The organism is Cellvibrio sp. (genome assembly GCF_046347455.1).
In the GTDB taxonomy this organism is placed as follows: Bacteria; Pseudomonadota; Gammaproteobacteria; order Pseudomonadales; family Cellvibrionaceae; genus Cellvibrio.
The window spans coordinates 26,327-46,412 of sequence record NZ_JAXMGC010000010.1 but is presented as its reverse complement, the minus strand read 5'-3'; the positions used below and the strand labels follow the sequence as shown (position 1 = coordinate 46,412).

At 46.5% G+C, this 20,086-nt stretch carries 16 protein-coding genes; 11 read left to right on the top strand and 5 right to left on the bottom strand.

Annotation, left to right across the window (positions count from 1 at the left end; translation table 11 throughout):
* Window positions 1-453: 453 nt before the first annotated feature.
* The 6 genes from gltB (at window position 454) to U1F02_RS15115 (ending at window position 11,586) form a co-directional block, all read left to right on the top strand.
* Window positions 454-4,905 carry a glutamate synthase large subunit gene (gene gltB, locus U1F02_RS15140; protein ID WP_409991251.1) on the top strand — a complete coding sequence of 1,484 codons (4,452 nt, stop codon included), beginning with the start codon at window positions 454-456 and terminating at the stop codon, window positions 4,903-4,905.
* 18 nt (window positions 4,906-4,923) lie between these two features.
* Window positions 4,924-6,342 carry an FAD-dependent oxidoreductase gene (locus U1F02_RS15135; RefSeq protein WP_409991250.1) on the top strand — a complete coding sequence of 473 codons (1,419 nt, stop codon included), beginning with the start codon at window positions 4,924-4,926 and terminating at the stop codon, window positions 6,340-6,342.
* 89 nt (window positions 6,343-6,431) lie between these two features.
* Window positions 6,432-7,499, top strand: a complete 1,068-nt coding sequence (gene hemE, locus U1F02_RS15130) for a uroporphyrinogen decarboxylase (RefSeq protein WP_409991249.1) — start codon at window positions 6,432-6,434, stop codon at window positions 7,497-7,499.
* Between the two features lie 160 nt (window positions 7,500-7,659).
* Window positions 7,660-9,030: an HD-GYP domain-containing protein gene (locus tag U1F02_RS15125; protein ID WP_409991248.1), complete on the top strand. Its 1,371-nt coding sequence runs from the start codon at window positions 7,660-7,662 to the stop codon at window positions 9,028-9,030.
* Between the two features lie 220 nt (window positions 9,031-9,250).
* Window positions 9,251-10,747 (top strand): TolB family protein, encoded by a 1,497-nt coding sequence (locus tag U1F02_RS15120; protein ID WP_409991247.1) that lies wholly within the window; start codon window positions 9,251-9,253, stop codon window positions 10,745-10,747.
* 113 nt (window positions 10,748-10,860) lie between these two features.
* Window positions 10,861-11,586: a TerC family protein gene (locus U1F02_RS15115; protein WP_409991246.1), complete on the top strand. Its 726-nt coding sequence runs from the start codon at window positions 10,861-10,863 to the stop codon at window positions 11,584-11,586.
* Between the two features lie 51 nt (window positions 11,587-11,637).
* Here the strand turns inward: U1F02_RS15115 and asd are convergent, their stop codons facing one another.
* A complete protein-coding gene (gene asd / locus U1F02_RS15110) occupies window positions 11,638-12,492 on the bottom strand; it encodes an archaetidylserine decarboxylase (RefSeq protein WP_409991245.1) in 855 nt (284 codons plus the stop codon).
* Window positions 12,493-12,600: 108 nt separating this feature from the next.
* On the opposite strand from asd, the gene U1F02_RS15105 reads away from it, so the two are divergent.
* The 3 genes from U1F02_RS15105 to U1F02_RS15095 all read left to right on the top strand — a co-directional run bounded on the left by U1F02_RS15105 (window position 12,601) and on the right by U1F02_RS15095 (window position 14,768).
* The gene (locus U1F02_RS15105) at window positions 12,601-13,254 is read left to right on the top strand and encodes an MBL fold metallo-hydrolase (RefSeq protein WP_409991244.1); all 654 of its coding nucleotides are present in this window, start codon (window positions 12,601-12,603) and stop codon (window positions 13,252-13,254) included.
* A 131-nt stretch (window positions 13,255-13,385) separates the two neighbouring features.
* Complete coding sequence (locus tag U1F02_RS15100; RefSeq protein WP_409991274.1) at window positions 13,386-14,114, top strand: sulfite exporter TauE/SafE family protein; 729 nt, start codon at window positions 13,386-13,388, stop codon at window positions 14,112-14,114.
* A 147-nt stretch (window positions 14,115-14,261) separates the two neighbouring features.
* Entirely contained in the window at window positions 14,262-14,768 is a 507-nt protein-coding gene (locus tag U1F02_RS15095; protein ID WP_409991243.1) for a porin family protein, read from the top strand.
* Between the two features lie 60 nt (window positions 14,769-14,828).
* Here U1F02_RS15095 and U1F02_RS15090 read toward each other — a convergent pair whose 3' ends face one another.
* The 4 genes from U1F02_RS15090 to U1F02_RS15075 all read right to left on the bottom strand — a co-directional run bounded on the left by U1F02_RS15090 (window position 14,829) and on the right by U1F02_RS15075 (window position 16,977).
* The gene (locus tag U1F02_RS15090) at window positions 14,829-15,317 is read right to left on the bottom strand and encodes an MOSC domain-containing protein (RefSeq protein WP_409991242.1); all 489 of its coding nucleotides are present in this window, start codon (window positions 15,315-15,317) and stop codon (window positions 14,829-14,831) included.
* A 2-nt stretch (window positions 15,318-15,319) separates the two neighbouring features.
* Complete coding sequence (locus U1F02_RS15085; RefSeq protein ID WP_409991241.1) at window positions 15,320-15,868, bottom strand: hypothetical protein; 549 nt, start codon at window positions 15,866-15,868, stop codon at window positions 15,320-15,322.
* Window positions 15,869-15,987: 119 nt separating this feature from the next.
* On the bottom strand, window positions 15,988-16,245 hold the full coding sequence (locus tag U1F02_RS15080; protein ID WP_409991240.1) for a hypothetical protein: 258 nt from the start codon (window positions 16,243-16,245) through the stop codon (window positions 15,988-15,990).
* An 81-nt stretch (window positions 16,246-16,326) separates the two neighbouring features.
* Window positions 16,327-16,977: a DUF6766 family protein gene (locus tag U1F02_RS15075; RefSeq protein ID WP_409991239.1), complete on the bottom strand. Its 651-nt coding sequence runs from the start codon at window positions 16,975-16,977 to the stop codon at window positions 16,327-16,329.
* Between the two features lie 261 nt (window positions 16,978-17,238).
* Here U1F02_RS15075 and U1F02_RS15070 point away from each other — a divergent pair, with 261 nt between their 5' ends.
* On the top strand, window positions 17,239-17,607 hold the full coding sequence (locus U1F02_RS15070) for a hypothetical protein (protein WP_409991238.1): 369 nt from the start codon (window positions 17,239-17,241) through the stop codon (window positions 17,605-17,607).
* A 56-nt stretch (window positions 17,608-17,663) separates the two neighbouring features.
* Window positions 17,664-20,075, top strand: a complete 2,412-nt coding sequence (locus U1F02_RS15065) for a catalase (RefSeq protein ID WP_409991237.1) — start codon at window positions 17,664-17,666, stop codon at window positions 20,073-20,075.
* Window positions 20,076-20,086: the final 11 nt, after the last annotated feature.

Here is a 20,086-nt window from a genome sequence, read left to right as displayed (position 1 = left end):
ATAAATTGCGGCATTTGAGTTTTCAAACGGAGCAAATCTTGTTCGGTCAATATCTTAAGTTAGCCTATATCTCGGCAATGTTAAAGTCTGTTCATCGGAAAAATGCGCGCTTCCGTAATATAAATCGCTAAATGTGCATTCTTTAGCATTTTTATGGGGTTAGCCTCACTTGTTAGCATCAATTCTAGATTTTTTAGATGATTTTACTCTGTCTGAATGAGCCGTATTGTTGGTTTTTTGTACGTGAATTCCTTGCTGTAAAACAGGTCAGGTTGCTTGCCATTTATGGGGTAAGCGGGTAATATCCTGCGCCCATTTGTCCGCAGCCCCTAAAACCCTCAGGGGCTTTTTTGTCTGGGATGTGAGGTGGCGCGTCTTTTGTATGTAACAAGGTTTGCGCGCAAAAATACTGTGAAGTTCCTTGATATTGATTGATTTATTGAGATTCAGCCTATGACCACTGGCCTCTACCAGATAGACGAGTTCAAAGATAACTGCGGTTTTGGTTTGATTGCACACTTGAAGGGCAAAACCAGCCATCGTCTGCTCAAAACAGCAATTGAAGCATTGACGTGCATGACGCACCGCGGCGGTATTAACTCCGATGGTAAAACCGGTGACGGTTGTGGTCTGTTGATTCAAAAGCCGGACAGCTTTTTGCGTGCCGTCGCAAAAGAGTCTTGCAATGCTGAGTTGACCGAAATCTATGGCGTTGGCTCCATTATGCTCAGCCGCGAAGCCGACAAAGCTGAAGCTGCGCGCGCTATTTTTGCCGAAGAGTTGACCGCACAAGGCTTGATCGTTGCGGGCTGGCGTGAAATCCCTGTTGACCCAAGTTGCCTTGGTCCAATCGCCATGCGCTCTTTGCCGGTCTTCAATCATTTGTTTGTAAACAGCAAAGATTTAACTCTGCAACAAGTAGACGCCAAACTGTTTATGGCTCGTCGTAAGACTGAATTGCGTCTTGCAGCTGATAAAGCCTTCTATGTAGCAAGCTTGAGCACAGGCACCTTGTCGTATAAAGGTTTGATGATGCCCGTGGACTTGCCACGTTTCTTCGCCGATTTGGCGGACGAGCGTTTGGAAACCGCTATCTGCGTATTCCACCAACGCTTCTCCACTAACACAATGCCTGTATGGCCATTAGCGCAACCCTTCCGTATGTTGGCGCATAACGGTGAGATCAACACCGTTGTGGGTAATCGCAACTGGTCTGTGGCGCGTACTCCTAAATTTGTAACTCCGTTATTGCCAGAACTGCAAAGCGTTAAGCCTCTGGTAAACCGCACTGGGTCTGACTCTTCCAGTCTCGATAACATGCTGGAAATCCTGACCTTGGGTGGTATGGAATTGCACCGTGCGATCCGTATGCTCGTTCCGCCTGCGTGGCAGAACGTGGAAAATATGGACCCAGATTTGCGTGCGTTCTACGAATATAACTCTATGCACATCGAGCCGTGGGACGGTCCCGCTGGCTTGGTAATTACCGACGGCCGCTACGCCGTATGTACGCTTGACCGTAACGGTTTGCGTCCTTCTCGTTGGGTAATTACCAACGATGACATCATTACTGTGGCGTCAGAAGTGGGCGTATACAACTACGATCCAGCTAACGTTGTTGCCAAAGGTCGTCTTGGCCCAGGCCAAATCATGTCTATCGATACTTTGACCGGCGAATTACACCGCACTCAAGACGTAGACAATCAGCTCAAAGAAACCCAGCCCTACAAGCAATGGCTGAAAGAGCGCGCTTTGCGTATTGAATCAACTTTGGAAGCCGATGCTAAAGAAAACGGCTTGCAAGGCATTGCTTTGAAAGCGGCGATGAAAATGTACCAAGTGTCGTTTGAAGAGCGCGATCAATTGTTGCGTCCATTGGCAGAAGGTGGTCAGGAAGCTGTGGGCTCCATGGGTGACGATACCCCTATGGCCGTTTTGTCTCGCCAGCAGCGCTCCTTGTACGACTATTTCCGTCAGCAATTTGCACAGGTAACCAACCCGCCAATCGACCCATTGCGTGAAGCGATTGTTATGTCGCTTGAGACTTGCCTTGGTCGCGAATTGCCGGTTTATGACGAAACTCCGGAGCACGCTGATCGCGTGATTTTGAGTTCGCCCGTGTTATCGCCAGCCAAATTCCGCGGTTTGATGAATTTGAACCGCAAAGGCTATGAAGCAGCTGTTTTCTCATTGCACTACGACCCAAGCGCCACCAACCTGAAAGCCGCATTAACCAAGCTGTGTGACGATGTTGCCGCAGCGGTTAAATCTGGCAAGGTCTTGATGGTGTTGAGCGATAACGACTTCAAACAAGGCTTGTTGCCAATTCATGCGCTCTTGGCGGTAGGTGCCGTTAACCAGCATTTGACCAACGTCGGTTTGCGTTGCGACTCCAACATTATTGTTGAAACAGGTACCGCGCGTGATCCGCACCAAATCGCGGCTTTGATCGCTTACGGCGCAACAGCGGTTTATCCATTCCTTAGTTACTACGTGCTCAACGATTTGATTGAGACTGGCGAGTTGTTGGTGGATGTGGATTCTGCCTACAAAAACTACCGCAAAGGTATCGACAAAGGCTTACTGAAAATCCTCTCTAAGATGGGTATTTCAACCGTTACTTCTTACCGCAGTGCTCAGCTGTTCGAAGCGATTGGCTTGTCCGAAGAAGTGATTTCCATGTGCTTCGATAGCACTCCGTCTCGTGTTGGCGGTGCTCGTTTTGAAGATCTGGAAGCTGATCAGAAAATTGTTGCGCAAACCGCGTGGATTGAGCGCAAGCCAATCGTTCAGGGTGGTTTGTTGAAGTACGTTCACAACTCTGAATATCACGCGTTCAACCCAGATGTGGTGCAAACCCTGCAAAAGGCCGTTCAAAGCGGCAGTTACGCGCAATGGCGCAACTATGCGGATTTGGTGAACAAGCGTCCGGTATCCATGCTGCGGGACTTGTTGGCGATTCGTGAGGATGCCTGCAAGCCGGTTCCGCTGTCAGAAGTTGAGCCTATTGAAAGTATTATCAAACGTTTTGACTCAGCAGGTATGTCGCTCGGTGCTTTGTCGCCTGAGGCGCACGAATCCTTGGCTGAAGCTATGAACCGTTTGGGCGGTCGCTCTAACTCAGGTGAAGGCGGTGAAGACCCAGCGCGTTACGGCACTATCAAGACTTCAAAAATCAAGCAAGTGGCGTCTGGCCGTTTCGGTGTGACACCTGCTTATTTGGTGAATGCGGAAGTGCTGCAAATTAAAGTCGCCCAAGGCGCTAAACCGGGTGAAGGTGGCCAGTTGCCAGGTGGTAAGGTAAACGCCCTGATTGCGCGTCTGCGTCACTCAGTGCCTGGCGTTACCCTGATTTCACCACCACCACACCACGATATTTACTCGATCGAAGATTTGGCTCAGCTGATTTTCGACTTGAAGCAAGTTAACCCTGATGCGCTGGTTTCTGTGAAGCTGGTATCTCGCCCAGGCGTAGGTACTATCGCTGCGGGTGTGGCTAAGGCTTACGCCGATTTGATTACCATCTCCGGTTACGACGGCGGTACAGCGGCAAGTCCGTTAACCTCTATTAAATATGCGGGTTCTCCATGGGAGTTAGGCTTGTCCGAAACCCATCAAACCCTGCGTGCAAACGATTTGCGCGATAAAGTGCGCGTTCAAACCGACGGTGGTTTGAAAACTGGTTTGGATGTGGTTAAGGCAGCCATGCTCGGTGCGGAAAGCTTCGGTTTCGGTACGGGCCCCATGGTAGCGCTTGGCTGTAAATACCTGCGTATTTGCCACTTGAACAACTGTGCGACCGGTGTTGCTACCCAACAAGACAAGCTGCGTAAAGACCATTACATCGGCACCGTTGAAATGGCGATGAACTTCTTCAAGTTCGTGGCTGAGGAAACCCGTGAGTGGATGGCGCGTTTGGGTGTTCGCTCTTTGGGCGAATTGGTTGGCCGTGTGGATTTATTGCAAATCCTCGAAGGTGAAACCACCAAGCAACAGCAACTTGATTTAAAACCCATCATCTATACCGATGATTACTTGGCGACCAAGCCACAATTGTGTGCGGTTGCCAAAAACGAGCCGTTCGATAAGGGTGAAACCGCTGAAGCTATGGTTCGCGCGTTGTTGCCAACCATCGAAGCCAAAAAAGGCGGCGAATTTGAGTTCCATATCACCAACTGTGACCGTTCAATCGGTGCTCGTATCAGCGGTGAAATCGCCAAACGCTACGGCAACTTGGGTATGGAAGATGCGCCTATCAAGCTGAAATTGACCGGTATTGCTGGTCAGTCTTTCGGTGTGTGGAACGCGGGCGGTTTGGAAATGTATTTGGAAGGTGATGCTAACGATTACGTTGGTAAGGGCATGGCTGGCGGCAAGCTGGTATTGCGTCCGCCACGTAACTCTACCTTCAAGTCAAACGTCACCAGTATTATGGGTAACACCTGTTTGTATGGTGCAACGGGTGGTAAGTTGTTTGCGGCCGGTATCGCGGGTGAGCGCTGTGGTGTACGTAACTCTGGCGCGCACGTTGTGGTAGAAGGTGCGGGCGACCACTGCTGTGAATATATGACTGGCGGTGTAGTGACTGTGTTGGGCCAAACCGGTGTTAACTTCGGTGCGGGTATGACCGGCGGTTTCGCCTATGTACTCGATGAGGCTAACGACTTCGTGGATCGTTACAACCACGAGTTGGTGGATATCCACCGCATCAACACCGAAGCCTTGGAAGCTCATCGTCACCATTTACGCACAACCATCGAAGAGTTTGTTGCTGAAACCGAGAGTGAGTGGGGTCAGTACCTGCTCGACAACTTCGATGATTACATTGGCAAGTTCTGGCTGGTCAAACCCAAAGCAGCCGCTTTGGGTGGGCTGCTCGTCAGTTTCCGCAAGCGCGGCGAATAAGGCGAGAGGAGAAATATCATGACTGCACGTTTAAACAATGATTTCCAATTTCTTGATGTGGGTCGCCAAGATCCCACCAAGAAAGACATAGAAACTCGCAGACACAAGTTTGTGGAGATCTATCAGCCATTCGCCAAAGAAGAGGTAGAGAACCAATCGCACCGCTGTCTCGCATGCGGTAACCCTTACTGCGAGTGGAAGTGCCCAGTACACAACTTCATCCCAAATTGGTTGAAGTTAATTTCTGAAGGCAATATTTTTGAAGCGGCTGAGTTGAGCCATCAAACCAACTCGTTGCCAGAAGTCTGCGGCCGCGTGTGCCCGCAGGACCGTTTGTGTGAAGGCGCTTGTACGCTTAACGACGGTTTTGGTGCGGTAACCATCGGCAATGCAGAGAAATACATTACCGATACGGCTTTCGCCATGGGCTGGAAGCCAGACATGTCCAAAGTGGTTTGGACTAACAAAAAAGTGGCGATTATTGGTGCTGGCCCAGCTGGTATTGGCTGTGCTGACGTATTGGTTCGTAACGGTGTTAAGCCAGTTGTATTCGACAAATATCCAGAGATCGGTGGCCTGTTGACCTTCGGTATTCCGGAATTCAAGCTCGAAAAATCTGTGATGAGTCGTCGTCGCCAGATTTTCACTGAGATGGGTATCGAATTCCGTTTGAATACTGAAGTGGGTAAAGACGTGACCATGGAAGAATTGCTGCGCGATTATGATGCAGTATTCATGGGTATGGGCACTTACACCTACATGAAAGGCGGCTTCCCAGGCGAAGATTTACCCGGTGTTTACGATGCATTGCCATTCTTGGTTGCCAACGTAAATCGCAACCTCGGTTTCGAGAAGGATGCGTCTGAATTTATCAGTGTAAAAGGCAAGAAAGTTGTTGTACTCGGCGGTGGCGATACGGCGATGGACTGTAACCGTACCTCAATTCGCCAAGGTGCAGATAGCGTGACCTGTGCGTATCGTCGTGACGAAGAAAACATGCCGGGCTCCAAGCGTGAAGTGGCTAATGCGCGCGAAGAGGGCGTTGAATTCCTGTTCAACCGTCAACCTGTTGCGGTTGTGGGCAATGGTAAAGTTGAAGGCGTAAAAGTTGTAACTACCAAACTTGGTGAGCCTGATGCAAAAGGTCGTCGCAGCCCTGTCGTGGTTGAAGGTTCAGAAGAAATTCTGCCTGCTGACGTGGTGCTGATTGCTTTCGGTTTCCGTCCAAATCCACAGCCTTGGTTCGAAACTAACGGTGTGAAGGTGAACGAATGGGGCGGTGTGCATGCTCCGGAAGAACAGCAGTTCAAGTTCCAAACCACCAATCCTAAGGTATTTGCGGGCGGTGATATGGTGCGCGGCTCTGACTTGGTGGTCACCGCTATTTGGGAAGGCCGCGAGGCAGCCCAAGGAATTCTGGATTACCTTGCTGTTTAATTGATGTAGTTGTTGATATTGTCCATCTAGCCCCGCTTCTGCGGGGCTAGTGCATTTTAGGCAGGACTGTTTCTGCCAGAGGAAAAAAGATGACTGAATTAAAAAATGACCGTTTTCTACGCGCTCTGCTCAAGCAGCCTGTTGATGTAACCCCTGTGTGGATGATGCGCCAAGCCGGTCGCTACCTGCCAGAATATCGGGCAACGCGCGAGCGCGCAGGCGACTTTATGGGGCTTTGTACCAATCCCGAATTGGCCTGCGAGGTTACGCTGCAACCCTTGGATCGTTATCCAGGTCTGGATGCCGCTATTCTTTTTTCAGACATACTTACTATCCCCGATGCCATGGGTCTAGGGCTCTATTTTGAAACAGGCGAGGGTCCGAAATTTCGTAAACCCGTTCGTACTGAAGCGGATATCAATGCACTGAATGTCATAAATCCAGATCAGGATTTGCCGTACGTCGTTAACACGGTGAAAACCATTCGCCGCGAACTGAACGGTCGAGTTCCCTTGATCGGTTTCTCTGGCAGCCCTTGGACCTTAGCCACCTATATGATCGAAGGCGGTTCCAGCCGCGATTTCCGTCGCGCTAAGGAAATGCTCTACAACCAGCCTCAGTTAATGCATAAGTTGCTATCGGTACTGGCGGATTCGGTTACGGTTTATTTGAATGCACAGATCAAAGCGGGCGCCCAAGCCGTGCAAATTTTTGATACTTGGGGTGGCGCCTTGTCCCACAGCGCTTATCAAGAGTTTTCGCTGGCTTACATGCAAAAAATCGTGAGCGGTTTGATTCGAGAAAATGAAGGCCGCCAAGTGCCAGTTATTCTATTCACGAAAGGTGGCGGGCAATGGCTTGAATCCATGGCTAACACAGGTGCCACTGCTTTAGGTTTGGATTGGACAACGGATATAGGCGCTGCTCGCAGTAGGGTTGGCGATAAAGTTGCATTACAAGGCAATATGGATCCGAGTATTTTGTATGCGTCGCAAGACCGAATTCGCACTGAAGTGGGCGAAATTCTAAAATCGTTTGGTGCAGGTTCAGGCCACGTGTTTAACCTCGGCCACGGTATCACGCCAGAGGTAGATCCAGCGCACGCAGGCGCATTTATCAACGCCGTTCATGAATTGTCTAGCGCTTATCACCAATAAGGTGCCGTTCGGCGGGCGATAACATCCCTTGAGAGCTTTTTACACTCGGCGGCTCTGGTTTGTTCGGCTATTCTTCATTACACTCGTGCTTATGTGTGTTTGAATATAGCCAGCATCTGTAAGACGGAATTGATTTTAAAATATAAGGCGAGGCGTAGCATTGGGTATCAAGCAGGTTAAGGTCGATGTGAACGAGCTGAGTCTGGGCATGTATGTGTCCGGCCTTGATCGGCCATGGTCGCAAACTCCCTTTCCATTACAAGGCTTTTACCTCCGTGATTTGCAAGAAGTTAATCAACTGAAAAGTCTCTGTAATTATGTTTATATCGATGTTGAACGTGGTCGTGGTCCCATCGCCGCCAATTTGAAAAAGCTGGATAGTAAGTTTGGTAAGACCAAAGTTACCGGTCGTGAGCGTGAAAATGCTGTTATTAACGAGCCCATAGCGCCACTAAAAATCCAGCGCAATCTCTATCGTGAAATTCAGCCGCTTCAAAAAGAAGTTAAAAAAGCTAAACAACTGCACCAGAAAGTGTACGGCGCTGTTGTAGAAGTGATTGAGCTGCTTGAAAACAAGCAGCTTGAAAATATCTCCCTCGGTGAAACCAAGAAAGTTGCGAGTGAAATGGTGGATAGCGTGTTGCGCAATCCCGATGCATTCACTTGGTTGTCACGTGTGCAAGAAAAAGACGAATATACCTACAGCCACGCCGTGCGTTCATCTGTTTGGGCAATTTTGTTTGGTCGCCATATAGGCTTGCCCAAGCGCGATCTCGACGTACTTGCCTTGGGTGTGCTCTTGAAAGATGTTGGTAAGGTAATGCTTGACCAAGCCTTGTTGGTGAAGGCCGATCGTAACCCGGAAGAAGAATCCGTTTACGAAACTTTCGTTGAGCTGGGATGTGAAATTCTACGTAAAACTCACGGCGTTGAACCGCGTGTTATTAGTGTTGTAAAAACGCATTGCGAGCGCTTAAACGGAAGTGGTTTTCCACAGCATTTAGTGGGCGACAAAATTCCCCTGTTAGGAAAAATTGCGGGCATTGTGACTTTCTATGATTATGTTACAAACCCGCGCGGCTCTCGTCATCCTATCGCGCCTTCCAAGGCTGTTGCGCGGCTTTATGAGTTGCGTAATATTCAATTTCAGGAAGAACTGGTTGTAGAGTTTATTCGAGCTATAGGTTTGTATCCCACTGGTACCTTGGTAGAGCTTAGCACTGGGGAAGTTGCTGTAGTTGTAGAACAAAATTTTGAGCGCCGCTTGAAACCAAAAGTCATGGTGGTTTTGGATGCATTAAAGCAGAAGATGGAAGAATCAGTGCTGCTCGATCTCGCTGAAGATGACAAGCGCAAGCAAGCATTGCTGGACTCCGGAAAAAAGACGCGTTACGAAGTTGAGAAAATTGAAATTGCACGCGATCTTGAGCCGGGCAGTTATGATGTGGATATTTCTGGAATTCGCGATCAATACTTGATGAAAACTGAAAAGACAGGTTTGTTAGGTTTATTGAGCCGCCTTAAAGGCTAGATGTATGTTGAATTATCGAAGCCGCTATCAGCCCAGCTGATGGCGGCTTTTTTATGAAATGCTTTGTGCGTAAACCTTAAAGCCAGCTTCCTTGTAAATCTGTGCATCCCGGTGTCTGTGTACAATGTAAAGTTATTAAAATTAGCTCGTTTTGGGGCGTTATTGGGTAGCAGACTGCTGTTAAGTTAGGTTTTAGATGCGCGTCCTTCAGGGTTTATTCATGGTTCGTTTTCTGCGTGTGCTTTTTCAATGTGGCGTGCTGCTGAGCTTTGTATTTTCATTGCAAGCCTCTGCTAGCTCATTTGAAACACAACAAAACAACACCGCTATATTTGACGGTATAAAAGGTGATGCCGGCGAACTCTCCATTGATCCCAACCAGACACTACATTTATGGAAGGCTGGCGATTCAGAATCAACTCGCACAGGCAATGGGTTTGCTTACCGTAAGTTCTACGGAGAATTTATCTTAACTGTTCAATTAAAAAGCCAGGCTTTTTGTAATTTTGGATTGCAAATTGAATTACCCGATGAAGGGGGGTCACTAAAGACCAAGTTCGATAGTCATTCAAATCTTGCGGTCGAACTGCAAGACTCCAAAAAGACGCTCTTACAGCGTGAAGGCTTCGTCAAGAACCCCGATGTTTTTCAAGTGGAGCAGGTCGACAAGGAAATTATTTTTTCCGCCGCCAATTATGGTAAGCCTTTAAAAGTGATTGCGCGTTATAACTTAACCAAACTGCAAAATTTGCACGTAGGTATTTATCGCGATTTTTCTTTGCACGATAAAAGTACTCTTGAACTAAAAAATTTGCGCTGGGTTATTCCAGCTTGGAAAAATTTTATTCCCTATTATCATTTTCTGGGAAGCCGTTTGGAAATCCTGGATGTGGTGACGGGAGAACGAAAAGTTATTTACGAAACTGCCGCTGGAATAGAAGCACCTAACTGGACAGCGGACGGTGACACCATTATTTATAACTCGTCCGGGCGAGTGTATAAACTCTATCTTCCGACCAAAAAAATATCCCTTTTTAATACGGGCTTTGAAGCCAAAAATAATAATGACCACATAGTGTCATTTAAAGGAAAGATCCTAGGTATTACTCATATGGATAAGGATATTATTGATAACTGGTCGGTTTATAAGCTCCCCATTAATGGCGGTGAGCCGCAGCGGTTAACTTTTGTTACTCCATCTTATTTACACAGTTGGTCTCCTGATGGACGCTATATTTTGTATACCTCACGTCGCAATGGTCAGTTTGAAATTTATCGTGCAAACAGCGATGGTACAGGCGACGAGTTACAGTTAACGAATAACAACAGTATGGACGACGGGTCTGAATATACGCCGGACGGAAAACATATTTATTTTAACTCCTCTCGCAGCGGGGCAATGCGTTTGTGGCGGATGGATGCGGATGGTAAAAATCCAAAGCAGGTTACCTTCGATAATTACAATGATTGGTTTCCACATATTTCGCCGGACGGAAAACGCATTTTATTTTTATCCTACATGCCGGATATAGACCCTGTGTTACACCCTTACTATAAGCAGGTGTATTTACGCATGATGCCTATAGATGGTGGTGAGGCCAAAATTGTTGCTTATCTTTACGGTGGGCAGGGTACGATTAACGTTCCATCCTGGTCATCAGATGGCCGTTACGTGGCTTTCGTTAGTAACAGTCAATTAGGTGCGGAAAAGCACTGACGTGCTGAATATCCAGCATCAATCTAAAACTAATTGCTCAGCGCTATGGTGGACAGGGTACAATCTCGCGCATTACGCATTAATCTTTTAATTATTTGGTAGAGACTTTTACGATGTTTGAGTGGATTGCAAGTCCTGAGGCTTGGGTTGCTTTGGCAACCTTAACTGCATTAGAGATTGTTTTAGGTATAGATAACATTATTTTTCTATCCATTTTAGTGGGGCGCCTACCCGAGCATCAACGTGCATTAGGGCGCACGCTTGGGTTGGGTTTTGCAATGCTGACTCGTTTGGGGCTTTTATTTTCCTTAACTTGGGTGATGAGCTTGACTCATCCTTTTATTAGCCCCTTTGGTTACGATATATCGGGGCGGGATATCATTTTAATCGGTGGTGGTTTATTTCTGTTGTATAAGGCGACCGTCGAAATTCATCAAAGCGTGGAAGGTGGCGATGAAGCAGCTGAACTTAAAACCGGTAGTTCAAATTTTTTTGTAGTCATTCTGCAAATTGCAATCCTGGACATAGTGTTTTCGTTGGACTCGGTAATTACTGCAGTAGGCTTGGTAAGCCAAATTACGCTCATGGCGATAGCAATTGTAATTGCGGTGGGCGTTATGATGTTTGCTGCAAGATCCATTGGCGAGTTTGTAGAGAATCATCCAACTGTAAAAGTCTTAGCTTTATCGTTTTTGGTCGTCGTGGGTGTCACCTTGGTTATGGAGGGTTTCGATGTTCACGTTCCTAAAGGCTATATTTATTTCGCCATGGCATTCTCGCTTGGCGTAGAAATGATTAACATCAGGATGAGAAAAAAGTTAGCAGCTAAGAGTGAATAATCGTTGAACAAAACAAAGGCTTCCCAGGGAAGCCTTTGTTTTAGGTGAGGGTTATTTTTTTTCCGCAAGCTTAACGCCCACGCGCGTTGTGGTTCCTGCTGCAAACTGCGGTTCCCAGTTAATTTTGTTTTTGGCAAACAGGACAATCGCTGTTGAGCCCAATTTAAATCGACCCATTTCTGCACCTTTGTCTAAAACAATGTTTTGGTACGGGTAATTTGATACTTCGATTTCGCGACTACCCATCATGGGCGCAAGCTCGCCATCCCAAACCGTTTCTATGCCCGCGACAATCATTGCACCAACAAGTACGACTGCCATCGGTCCTATATCTGTATCGAAAATAGCGACGACACGTTCATTGCGTGAAAACAAGCGCGCAACGTGGCCTGCAGTGACTGTATTAACGGAAAACAAATCTCCCGGGATAGAAACCATAGTACGAAGCTTTCCGCCGTAGGGCATATGTACGCGGTGATAATCTTTCGGAGATAAATATACTGTTGCAAAATCACCCTCGGCAAACTCCTGAGCCAAGGCGGCATCGCCACCTAATAATTCTTCAACGGTGTAGTCTTGGTCTTTTGCTTGGAAAACCCGGCCATCGACAATCTTCCCTAATTGGCTTATAGAGCCGTCTGCAGGGCATACAATAGCGCTCGGTTCATTGCATATTGGCCGAATGCCGGGTTTAAGTTCGCGTGTAAAAAAATCGTTAAAGCACGCATAGGCACGAGGATTCTCCTCCGCGGCGAGAGACATATCAACTTGGTAGCGCTTAATAAACCATTCTATGAAGGTATTCTTAATAAAACGGTTTTTGCTGTTCGCAAATTTTCCCACAAAACGTGAGAGTGCATGTTGCGGCACCCAGTGTTGGAGTTTAATAAATAATTTATCGTTCATAATGGCGGAGCCTGCATTAAACTGTATTTTTTGCCGTTTTAGGATGGCAGCATCTTATCAAAAAGTGCGCGCTAGCGCTCTCACATAAATAAACTCAAGGTGGCATCAGTGTTGCGCTATCAAATTATTCCGGTAACTCATTATCAACAGAACTGTACGCTCCTATGGTGTGATGAAACCGGTGAAGCCGCTGTGGTTGACCCAGGTGGCAATATTGAACGAATTTTAAACTTTATTGCAGAGCAGAAATTGCAGCTCGTTAAAATATTGCTAACGCACGGTCATCTAGATCACGTTGGTGGAACCGCAGCTTTGTGCGATGTTTTTCATAATAAGTTGCCCATTGAGGGGCCGCATGAGGATGACACGTTCTGGATCTCTATGCTTCCGCAGCAAGCGCAGATGATGGGATTTGTCGAGCCAAAAAGTTTCCGGCCCGATCGTTTTTTGAAAGATGGTGATCGGGTGGTGTTTGGTAATATTCAATTGCGCGTTCACCATTGTCCAGGGCATACACCGGGGCACGTTATTTTCTTTGACGCCGAAACAAAATTGGCATTGGTGGGGGATGTATTGTTCAAAGGTTCTATCGGGCGAACAGATTTTCCAAAGGGTAATTACACGGATTTGGTGAATTCGATTCGCACGAAATTATGGCCTTTAGGGGATGATGTAAAATTCATACCCGGGCACGGCCCCATGTCGACCTTTGGTGACGAGCGTACTCACAATGCATTTGTGGCGGACAAAAATCTTGGCTGACCGGAATCTATAAAAAATAAAAATATGTAATTCCGCTGTGAGTTAAGCGCTGGATGCGTATGATTCATGCTCCATAATCAGCGTGACTTTAAACTAAATTGATAACAGATCTTTCATTTTATTTACTGGCCGTGCCCGTAGTGCTGCTGGTGGGAATGTCTAAAGGCGGTTTCGGGGGCGGATTGGGAACGCTTGCAGTTCCTTTTTTATCCCTTCTCATTGATCCCCGTTTGGCTGCCGCAATCTTGCTTCCCATTCTTTGTGGTATGGATGCAGTGAGTCTGTGGAGCTTTCGTGGGACTTGGGACAAGCTCAATCTGAAAATTCTTATGCCCGGTGCCTTGATTGGTACGCTCGCTGGCGCACTCACCTTTAAAATCACTAATGCCGATATGATTCGATTGATAGTCGGTGTACTGTCTATCTATTTTGTGTGTCATTACCTTTGGGGTAGGCATTTTCTTGAGTCAATCGAACAGCAGCAAGCCAGCCCTGTTCGCGGCACCTTTTGGGGCAGCGTTGCCGGGTATGTAAGCTATATTGCCCATGCGGGCGGCCCACCTGTTGCCATTTACTTGCTTCCCCAGCACCTGCCGAAAACAGTTTTGGTCGGCACCACAGTCTTATTTTTTTCTATTATCAATTTTATAAAACTTATTCCGTACGCATGGCTGGGGCAGATTAATACAGAGTCCTTTCTGACATCGCTTGTACTTTTACCGCTCGCACCCTTGGGAGTGCAGTTTGGGGTTTACCTGCATAATCGTGTTTCCGATCAGGTATTTTATTGGATTAGCTATGGCTTTTTGTTTATAGCTGGGTTGAAGCTGACCTATGAAGGAGCTGCTGCGCTCTGGTAGACACTTGTATAGGTAGGCTTTAGCGTCTATAACTCATGCTACCTATGTTTGAGTTGTGAGCGGCTTGGTTGAAATGGGCTTGTTTGGGCGAGTAGAATCTCACCATAGTTACAAATTCTAAAAAAGTTCCCATAAAAGGATACCCACATGAAAAAAATTCTTGTAGCAGCGATCGCATTGTCGGCTGCGACCTCCTATGCAGACACCAGTTCGTTTAGCGGTTTTTACGTAGGTGGTGGCGTTTCGAGTGTTCGGAACGATTTGGATGATACCAAATGGAGCCCGGCAGAGTTATTTGGTGGTTACAAGCTAAATCCTTATGTGGGTGGAGAAGTGCGTGTTGGCGCTTCTTTCGAGGGTGACAGCAAAATAACTAACTATGAATCCTTCTATTACCGCACGGAAAGCGCGAATTCGGTTGGAAAGAGTTACTTGTTGCTCGGTTATTCTCACGCTGTGATTGATACATTTAGCGGCGACTATACATTGAATGGCATGTCTTATGGCGCGGGTGTTGGTTTTGTCATCAGCGAAAAATTCAATTTGAATTTGGAGTATAAAGTGCTTGCCAATGGCAAGGGTGGTAAAGCTAATGACAAAGAAGAAGACATCAAGCTCAGCTCAGTCAGTGCAACTGTAGATTATCGTTTCTAAGATAAATAATGGAGCGGGCCTTGCGCGCTCCATTGACTCGTTTTTTATCCGCCCTCCCAACTAATCTTTTTGTACAATCGACACTTGGTCAGATAGTCTGATCTCCCCGCTCTCGATAATTCTGGCTGTAATTCCACCGTGGCCACGAACAGCGTTGTACCCCCCGGGCCCAAAAGTCGCTTCCATTGCAGAGCAGGGGTGGCACAAGCCCGTATATTCCAGCAAGCAGTTTCCCACGCGAAACCGTTTGTCTTTAAGGGCTAGCAGGTTAATACCTTTAACAACCAAATTACGCCTAAGCAGTTCCGGTGGGACCTCAGGTATTCCCAATAGCGATGCGATAACTTCCAAGTGCTCTCCCTGAATCAAGGTTACTTGGCGTTTGCCATTCAAACTTTTGTAGCGATCGCCTTGTAATCCCTTCATTGCAATTGCTTGAACACTCTGAAGCTCAGCCATAGGTGCCTTGCGCTCGGGGCGGATGCCAATCCAGGTTATGCAGCCCACCTGCGGAAGATTGTCGAAAAGGTCTTGCAGAGAATTACTCATGATTATTTCTTCCAAACAGGGTTGCGCAGGCCTTGCCTGCATTCATGCACGTCTTTATCGATAAGGTTATTGGGCTTAATGCAATCGCTCAAGCTTCTCACTATCGCAGATTCGGCAGATAACGATGAGGTTTCATTGGAGGCTAGCTTGTCATCCAATGCGCGGCAAGCGGTATCTTTGAATGAGGCGTTGGTAGCACTGGAGTTTTTATTGAACTCGGAAATCCAATAATTGCAGGTGGCTAATAATCGCTGGATTTGCGGATCAGAACTATTGGCTTTGCGCAGCTTTAGATTTGATCTGGCGGGAGTGTTAATGCCTTTGGTTTTGGCTCCAGAAGTAATTTGAATAGCCTGTTCACGATTGCATTGCGAAAGTTTGGTCGATAACTCATCTGCCTGAATTCGCCAACGTTCCATTTGCTTTAAGCTGCCTCCATGGCGTCGTAAGTCCTCAAGCTTGTGAATTCGCTTTTTGAATTGAGTGCAATCTGCAGCGTAGGCTTGTGACGCATACACAAAAGCCATTAAACAAAAAATCCATTTCTTCATGATAATTCCTTTTTGTAATTTTTCCTTAAGACAGACGGGATTCTAAACCCGTGTCATAGGCAACACAACACCATTCATGTTGTGGATATATACACTTATGTGCTGCAAAATTTATAGTGTTAATGAAGCATATAGGGATAGCGAAGTTTAACGCCTCGTTCAAGTAAGGCGTTAATTTGTGATTTATTAAGTTCCATGAGAAATGCATGATAGGCACTGCGAACTTTACGGTCAGGAATAATCGCGCTGCACTGAATTAAATCGAGAATGCCGTTTTCTTCTGCGAGTTTGTGGCGTTCACCTGTGTAGTGATAATACTGGCTGCCGAGTTGCTGTAAACGGAAAATTGCAGATTGAGAAAAAATAAGCGCGCTCATAAGCTCTCCTTGAATTTAAACTGGCCGGTGAATACTAGGGTTGGCTTTAATCCAGTTCCGTACTCGAGCGCACATTGCGGGTTAGCCACCGGTTTCATCGTGTGGTGTGTCCACAGGTTTAGATTCTGGAGATCCCATTTGTCGCAAGTAGACAGAAAGTAACACTATTGATGCGACAGACAAAAATTCGCTTTGCCAGTTTTGCAGTGACTCGAACCAAAATCGATTTTCGTAAATGGTTTGAAGTAACGTAAAATGCTTATTTTCTTCCTCGTTAATTTGCTTCATGGTGCCGTAGGCATGCATAAAAAAGGACACAATAAATAATAAAAAGAAGGCTAGGCTTAACGAGTTTTTATAGAGTTTTAAGTAAATCCCTCCTTTTTTGACTGGCCAAGGTGCTTTCTCATGAACTTTGGGTTCTCGGTCAACTTCTTCGCTACCATCCAATTTTTTAGATTCTGCGGAACCTTTTTGAAATAAAAAAACAGTGAGAACTACATATAAGCCCATTTGTAAAAATTCACTCTCCCAATTTTCAAAGGTTGCTTGAATGAAGTGCCCTGATTCCAGATATTCGGTAAATGAAAAGGGTGGTAGTCCTTTTTCGTAACGCTCCTGCTTGCTTTCTTTGAATCCCGTATAAGCTTGTCCGAGCCAACACAACACCATGAAAGACATAAACACAATAAGGAGTCCATTTCGTTTAAAGAAGCTGTGGTGTCCACGCATTTAAAATAACTCCTCCCGCTGTACAAAATATTTATGGCACTTAAAAAAATAAATTTTATGCCAATAAGGTGCAATCGAAAGGTTGCGCGCCAATCTTCTCTGTTTCCGTTCGCTGCCGAACGATACTCGTCAAACACGCTTGTTAGGGTCTTGGTTTGTATTTATGGGCGAATTAGAAGCTAAACGCGAAAAAGGAAAATCCCCAAAAAAAACTTACGTCTGTTTGCAAGCAATTGGTTCTAAATTGGTTAGGAGAAAAATATGAAAGACCCGAAACAACTACCGCAAGAACCTTTTGATCCAGATTCAGAGCCTCCTGTAGAAAACGATGAGCTGGATTTTACGGATGAGGAAGAACCCTCGTTTTCAACACTTTCACCAGAGTTTGACGCGAGTGAACTTGAAGTTATAGCCAATAAAGACAGCGCGGCTCAAAGCCCCACAGATGATCTGGAGCCAGAGGATCTTATCAAAGAAGATGGCGCGCGCTCCGCTCATGAAGATTCTGCAAATATGCCAGCGGATGAAGATTTAAGTGTTGTTGATGTCAATGAAATCGGCGCCGGATTTGGTTTGGATGAAGCGCAATTGGCAAAAATAAAACCTTTGGATGGTAAGCCGGAAAATTAATTTATCAACACCGATTTTACGTTCTGCTTTTTTAATCTTTGCACGGGAGTTATAGCATGCCAGATCAAGAGAAAACTGAAAATTTAGCGGGTGCTGGTTCGGTAATGAGCACTGTTTCTGGTCCATCAACCTCAGCTAACCCCGATGGTCTTGGTGTGATGAGTGAGGTGGGAGATAGATTGCTGGAAAAAATTGCATCCGGTAAAGAGCTATCTGCTGCGATCTTGACTAACGAAAATAAATTTCAGGAATATGGTGAAGCATCTCGCTGCCCTTACACAGGAGCAACCCGCGAGCCGACATCCGAGTCTGCTACGGGTAGTACGTCGTCCGAAATTAATGCGTCTGAAAAAGTAGGCAGCGGAGAACCAGCCGTAGGCGAAAATCCCACCGTAGATCCGCTTGATCGCGTGCGTGTTGACGCAACAGGACAAGTATTAACAACTAATCAAGGTGTGGCTGTTGCCGACAATCAACATTCTTTAAAAATTGGTTTGCGCGGCCCAACGGCCATGGAAGATTTTATTCTTCGTGAAAAGTTAACGCACTTCGATCACGAGCGAATCCCCGAACGTGTGGTACACGCACGTGGTTCAGCTGCGCACGGTTATTTTGAAACCTACGAATCTTTGCAAGACGTCACGCGCGCGAATTTATTTTCGGAGGCGGGAAAACGTACGCCTGTGTTCGCACGTTTTTCAACTGTGGCGGGTGAGCGCGGTTCAGCAGATACAGTTCGTGACGTGCGCGGTTTCGCTGTAAAATTTTATACTGATGAAGGTAATTGGGATTTGGTGGGAAATAATATTCCCGTATTTTTCATTCAGGATGCGATGAAATTTCCTGATCTTGTCCATGCTTTAAAACCAGAACCTCACCACGCCATGCCGCAGGCGTCCAGTGCTCATGATACCTTCTGGGATTTTGTTTCACTTACGCCTGAATCTACGCATATGTTGCTTTGGGAAATGTCAGATCGCGCCATACCTCGAAGTTATCGAACTATGCAAGGGTTTGGTGTGCACTCATTTCGTTTCGTGAATGCCGCAGGTGAGTCTATCTTTTGTAAGTTTCATTGGACTCCACTTGCAGGCACGCATTCATTAGTATGGGATGAGGCGGTGAAAATAAGTGGGGCAGATCCCGATTTTCATCGTCGCGATTTATGGGAAGCAATTGAAGCTGGTGAATTCCCAGAATGGGAATTAGGTGTTCAGTTATTTACAGAAGAACAAGCTAGCACTTTTCCATTTGATATGCTCGACCCCACTAAAATTGTTCCCGAAGAAATGGTTCCTGTCACACGCATCGGCAAGATGACGTTAAACAGAAACCCCGATAATTTTTTTGCGGAAACAGAACAAGTTGCATTTTGTACCGCACATGTTGTTCCCGGAATTGATTTTACCAATGACCCACTGTTGCAAGGCCGCATTCATTCTTATCTGGATACACAATTGACTCGCTTGGGCGGGCCTAACTTTCACGAAATTCCCATTAATTCACCCGTTGCGCCTATATTCAATAATCAGCGCGATGGATTTCATCGCCAAGCAATTCACCGTGGCCGCGTAAATTACGAGCCAAACTCTTTAGCAGGTGGTTGCCCATTTCAAGCGGGAATTGCAGGCTTTACCAGTTTCCCTGAAACCATTTCCGAAGATAAGGTTCGCGGTAAGCCGGAGTTGTTTGCAGACCACTATTCGCAAGCGCGCTTGTTTTGGCAAAGCCAAACGGTGGCCGAGCAAATGCATATTATTGCTGCCTTCCGGTTTGAGTTATCGCGCGTGCAATTTTTATCGGTGAGGAAACGGGTCGTCTCGTTACTCGTTAACGTAGATCCAATTTTGGCAGAAGGTGTTGCAGATGGATTGGGCATAATGCTCCCACCACCTGCACCTGTTTACGCAAATTTGCCTATGCATGTATATGATCCTTCGCCAGCTTTATCGTTACTTTCACGACCAGGTATAAAGGGAATCCGCACGCGCCGTGTTGCGATTTTGGTTGGCGATAAAATTAACGCTGAAGCAGTAGCAACAATCTACACCGATTTATTAACTGAAGGCGCGGTGCCGCGCATTGTTGCATCGCGTTTGGGTCAAATCGCTACGCTTGACGGAAAGGCTATGGATATTGAAATTTCCATAGAGGCAGGCCCATCTGTTTTATATGACGGCTTGGTGATTGCAGATGGCGATGGATCGGTTGAGGATTTATTGATGGATGCAGATGCGTTAGATTTTGTTCGCCAACAATATCGTCACTGCAAGCCCATTCTGGCTTTAGGTGCCGCGATAGATTTAATTGACGAAGTGGGAATGTCCGCAATATTAGCGGATGGCATGGAAGACCCAGCGTTAATATTTACCGACGCATCATCAGTTGATATGGGTTTAGAAAAATTTAAAGCCGCACTTGCCACTCATCGTTTTTACGCGCGCGAAACTGATCCACCGAGCGTATAATCGTCTGGCGA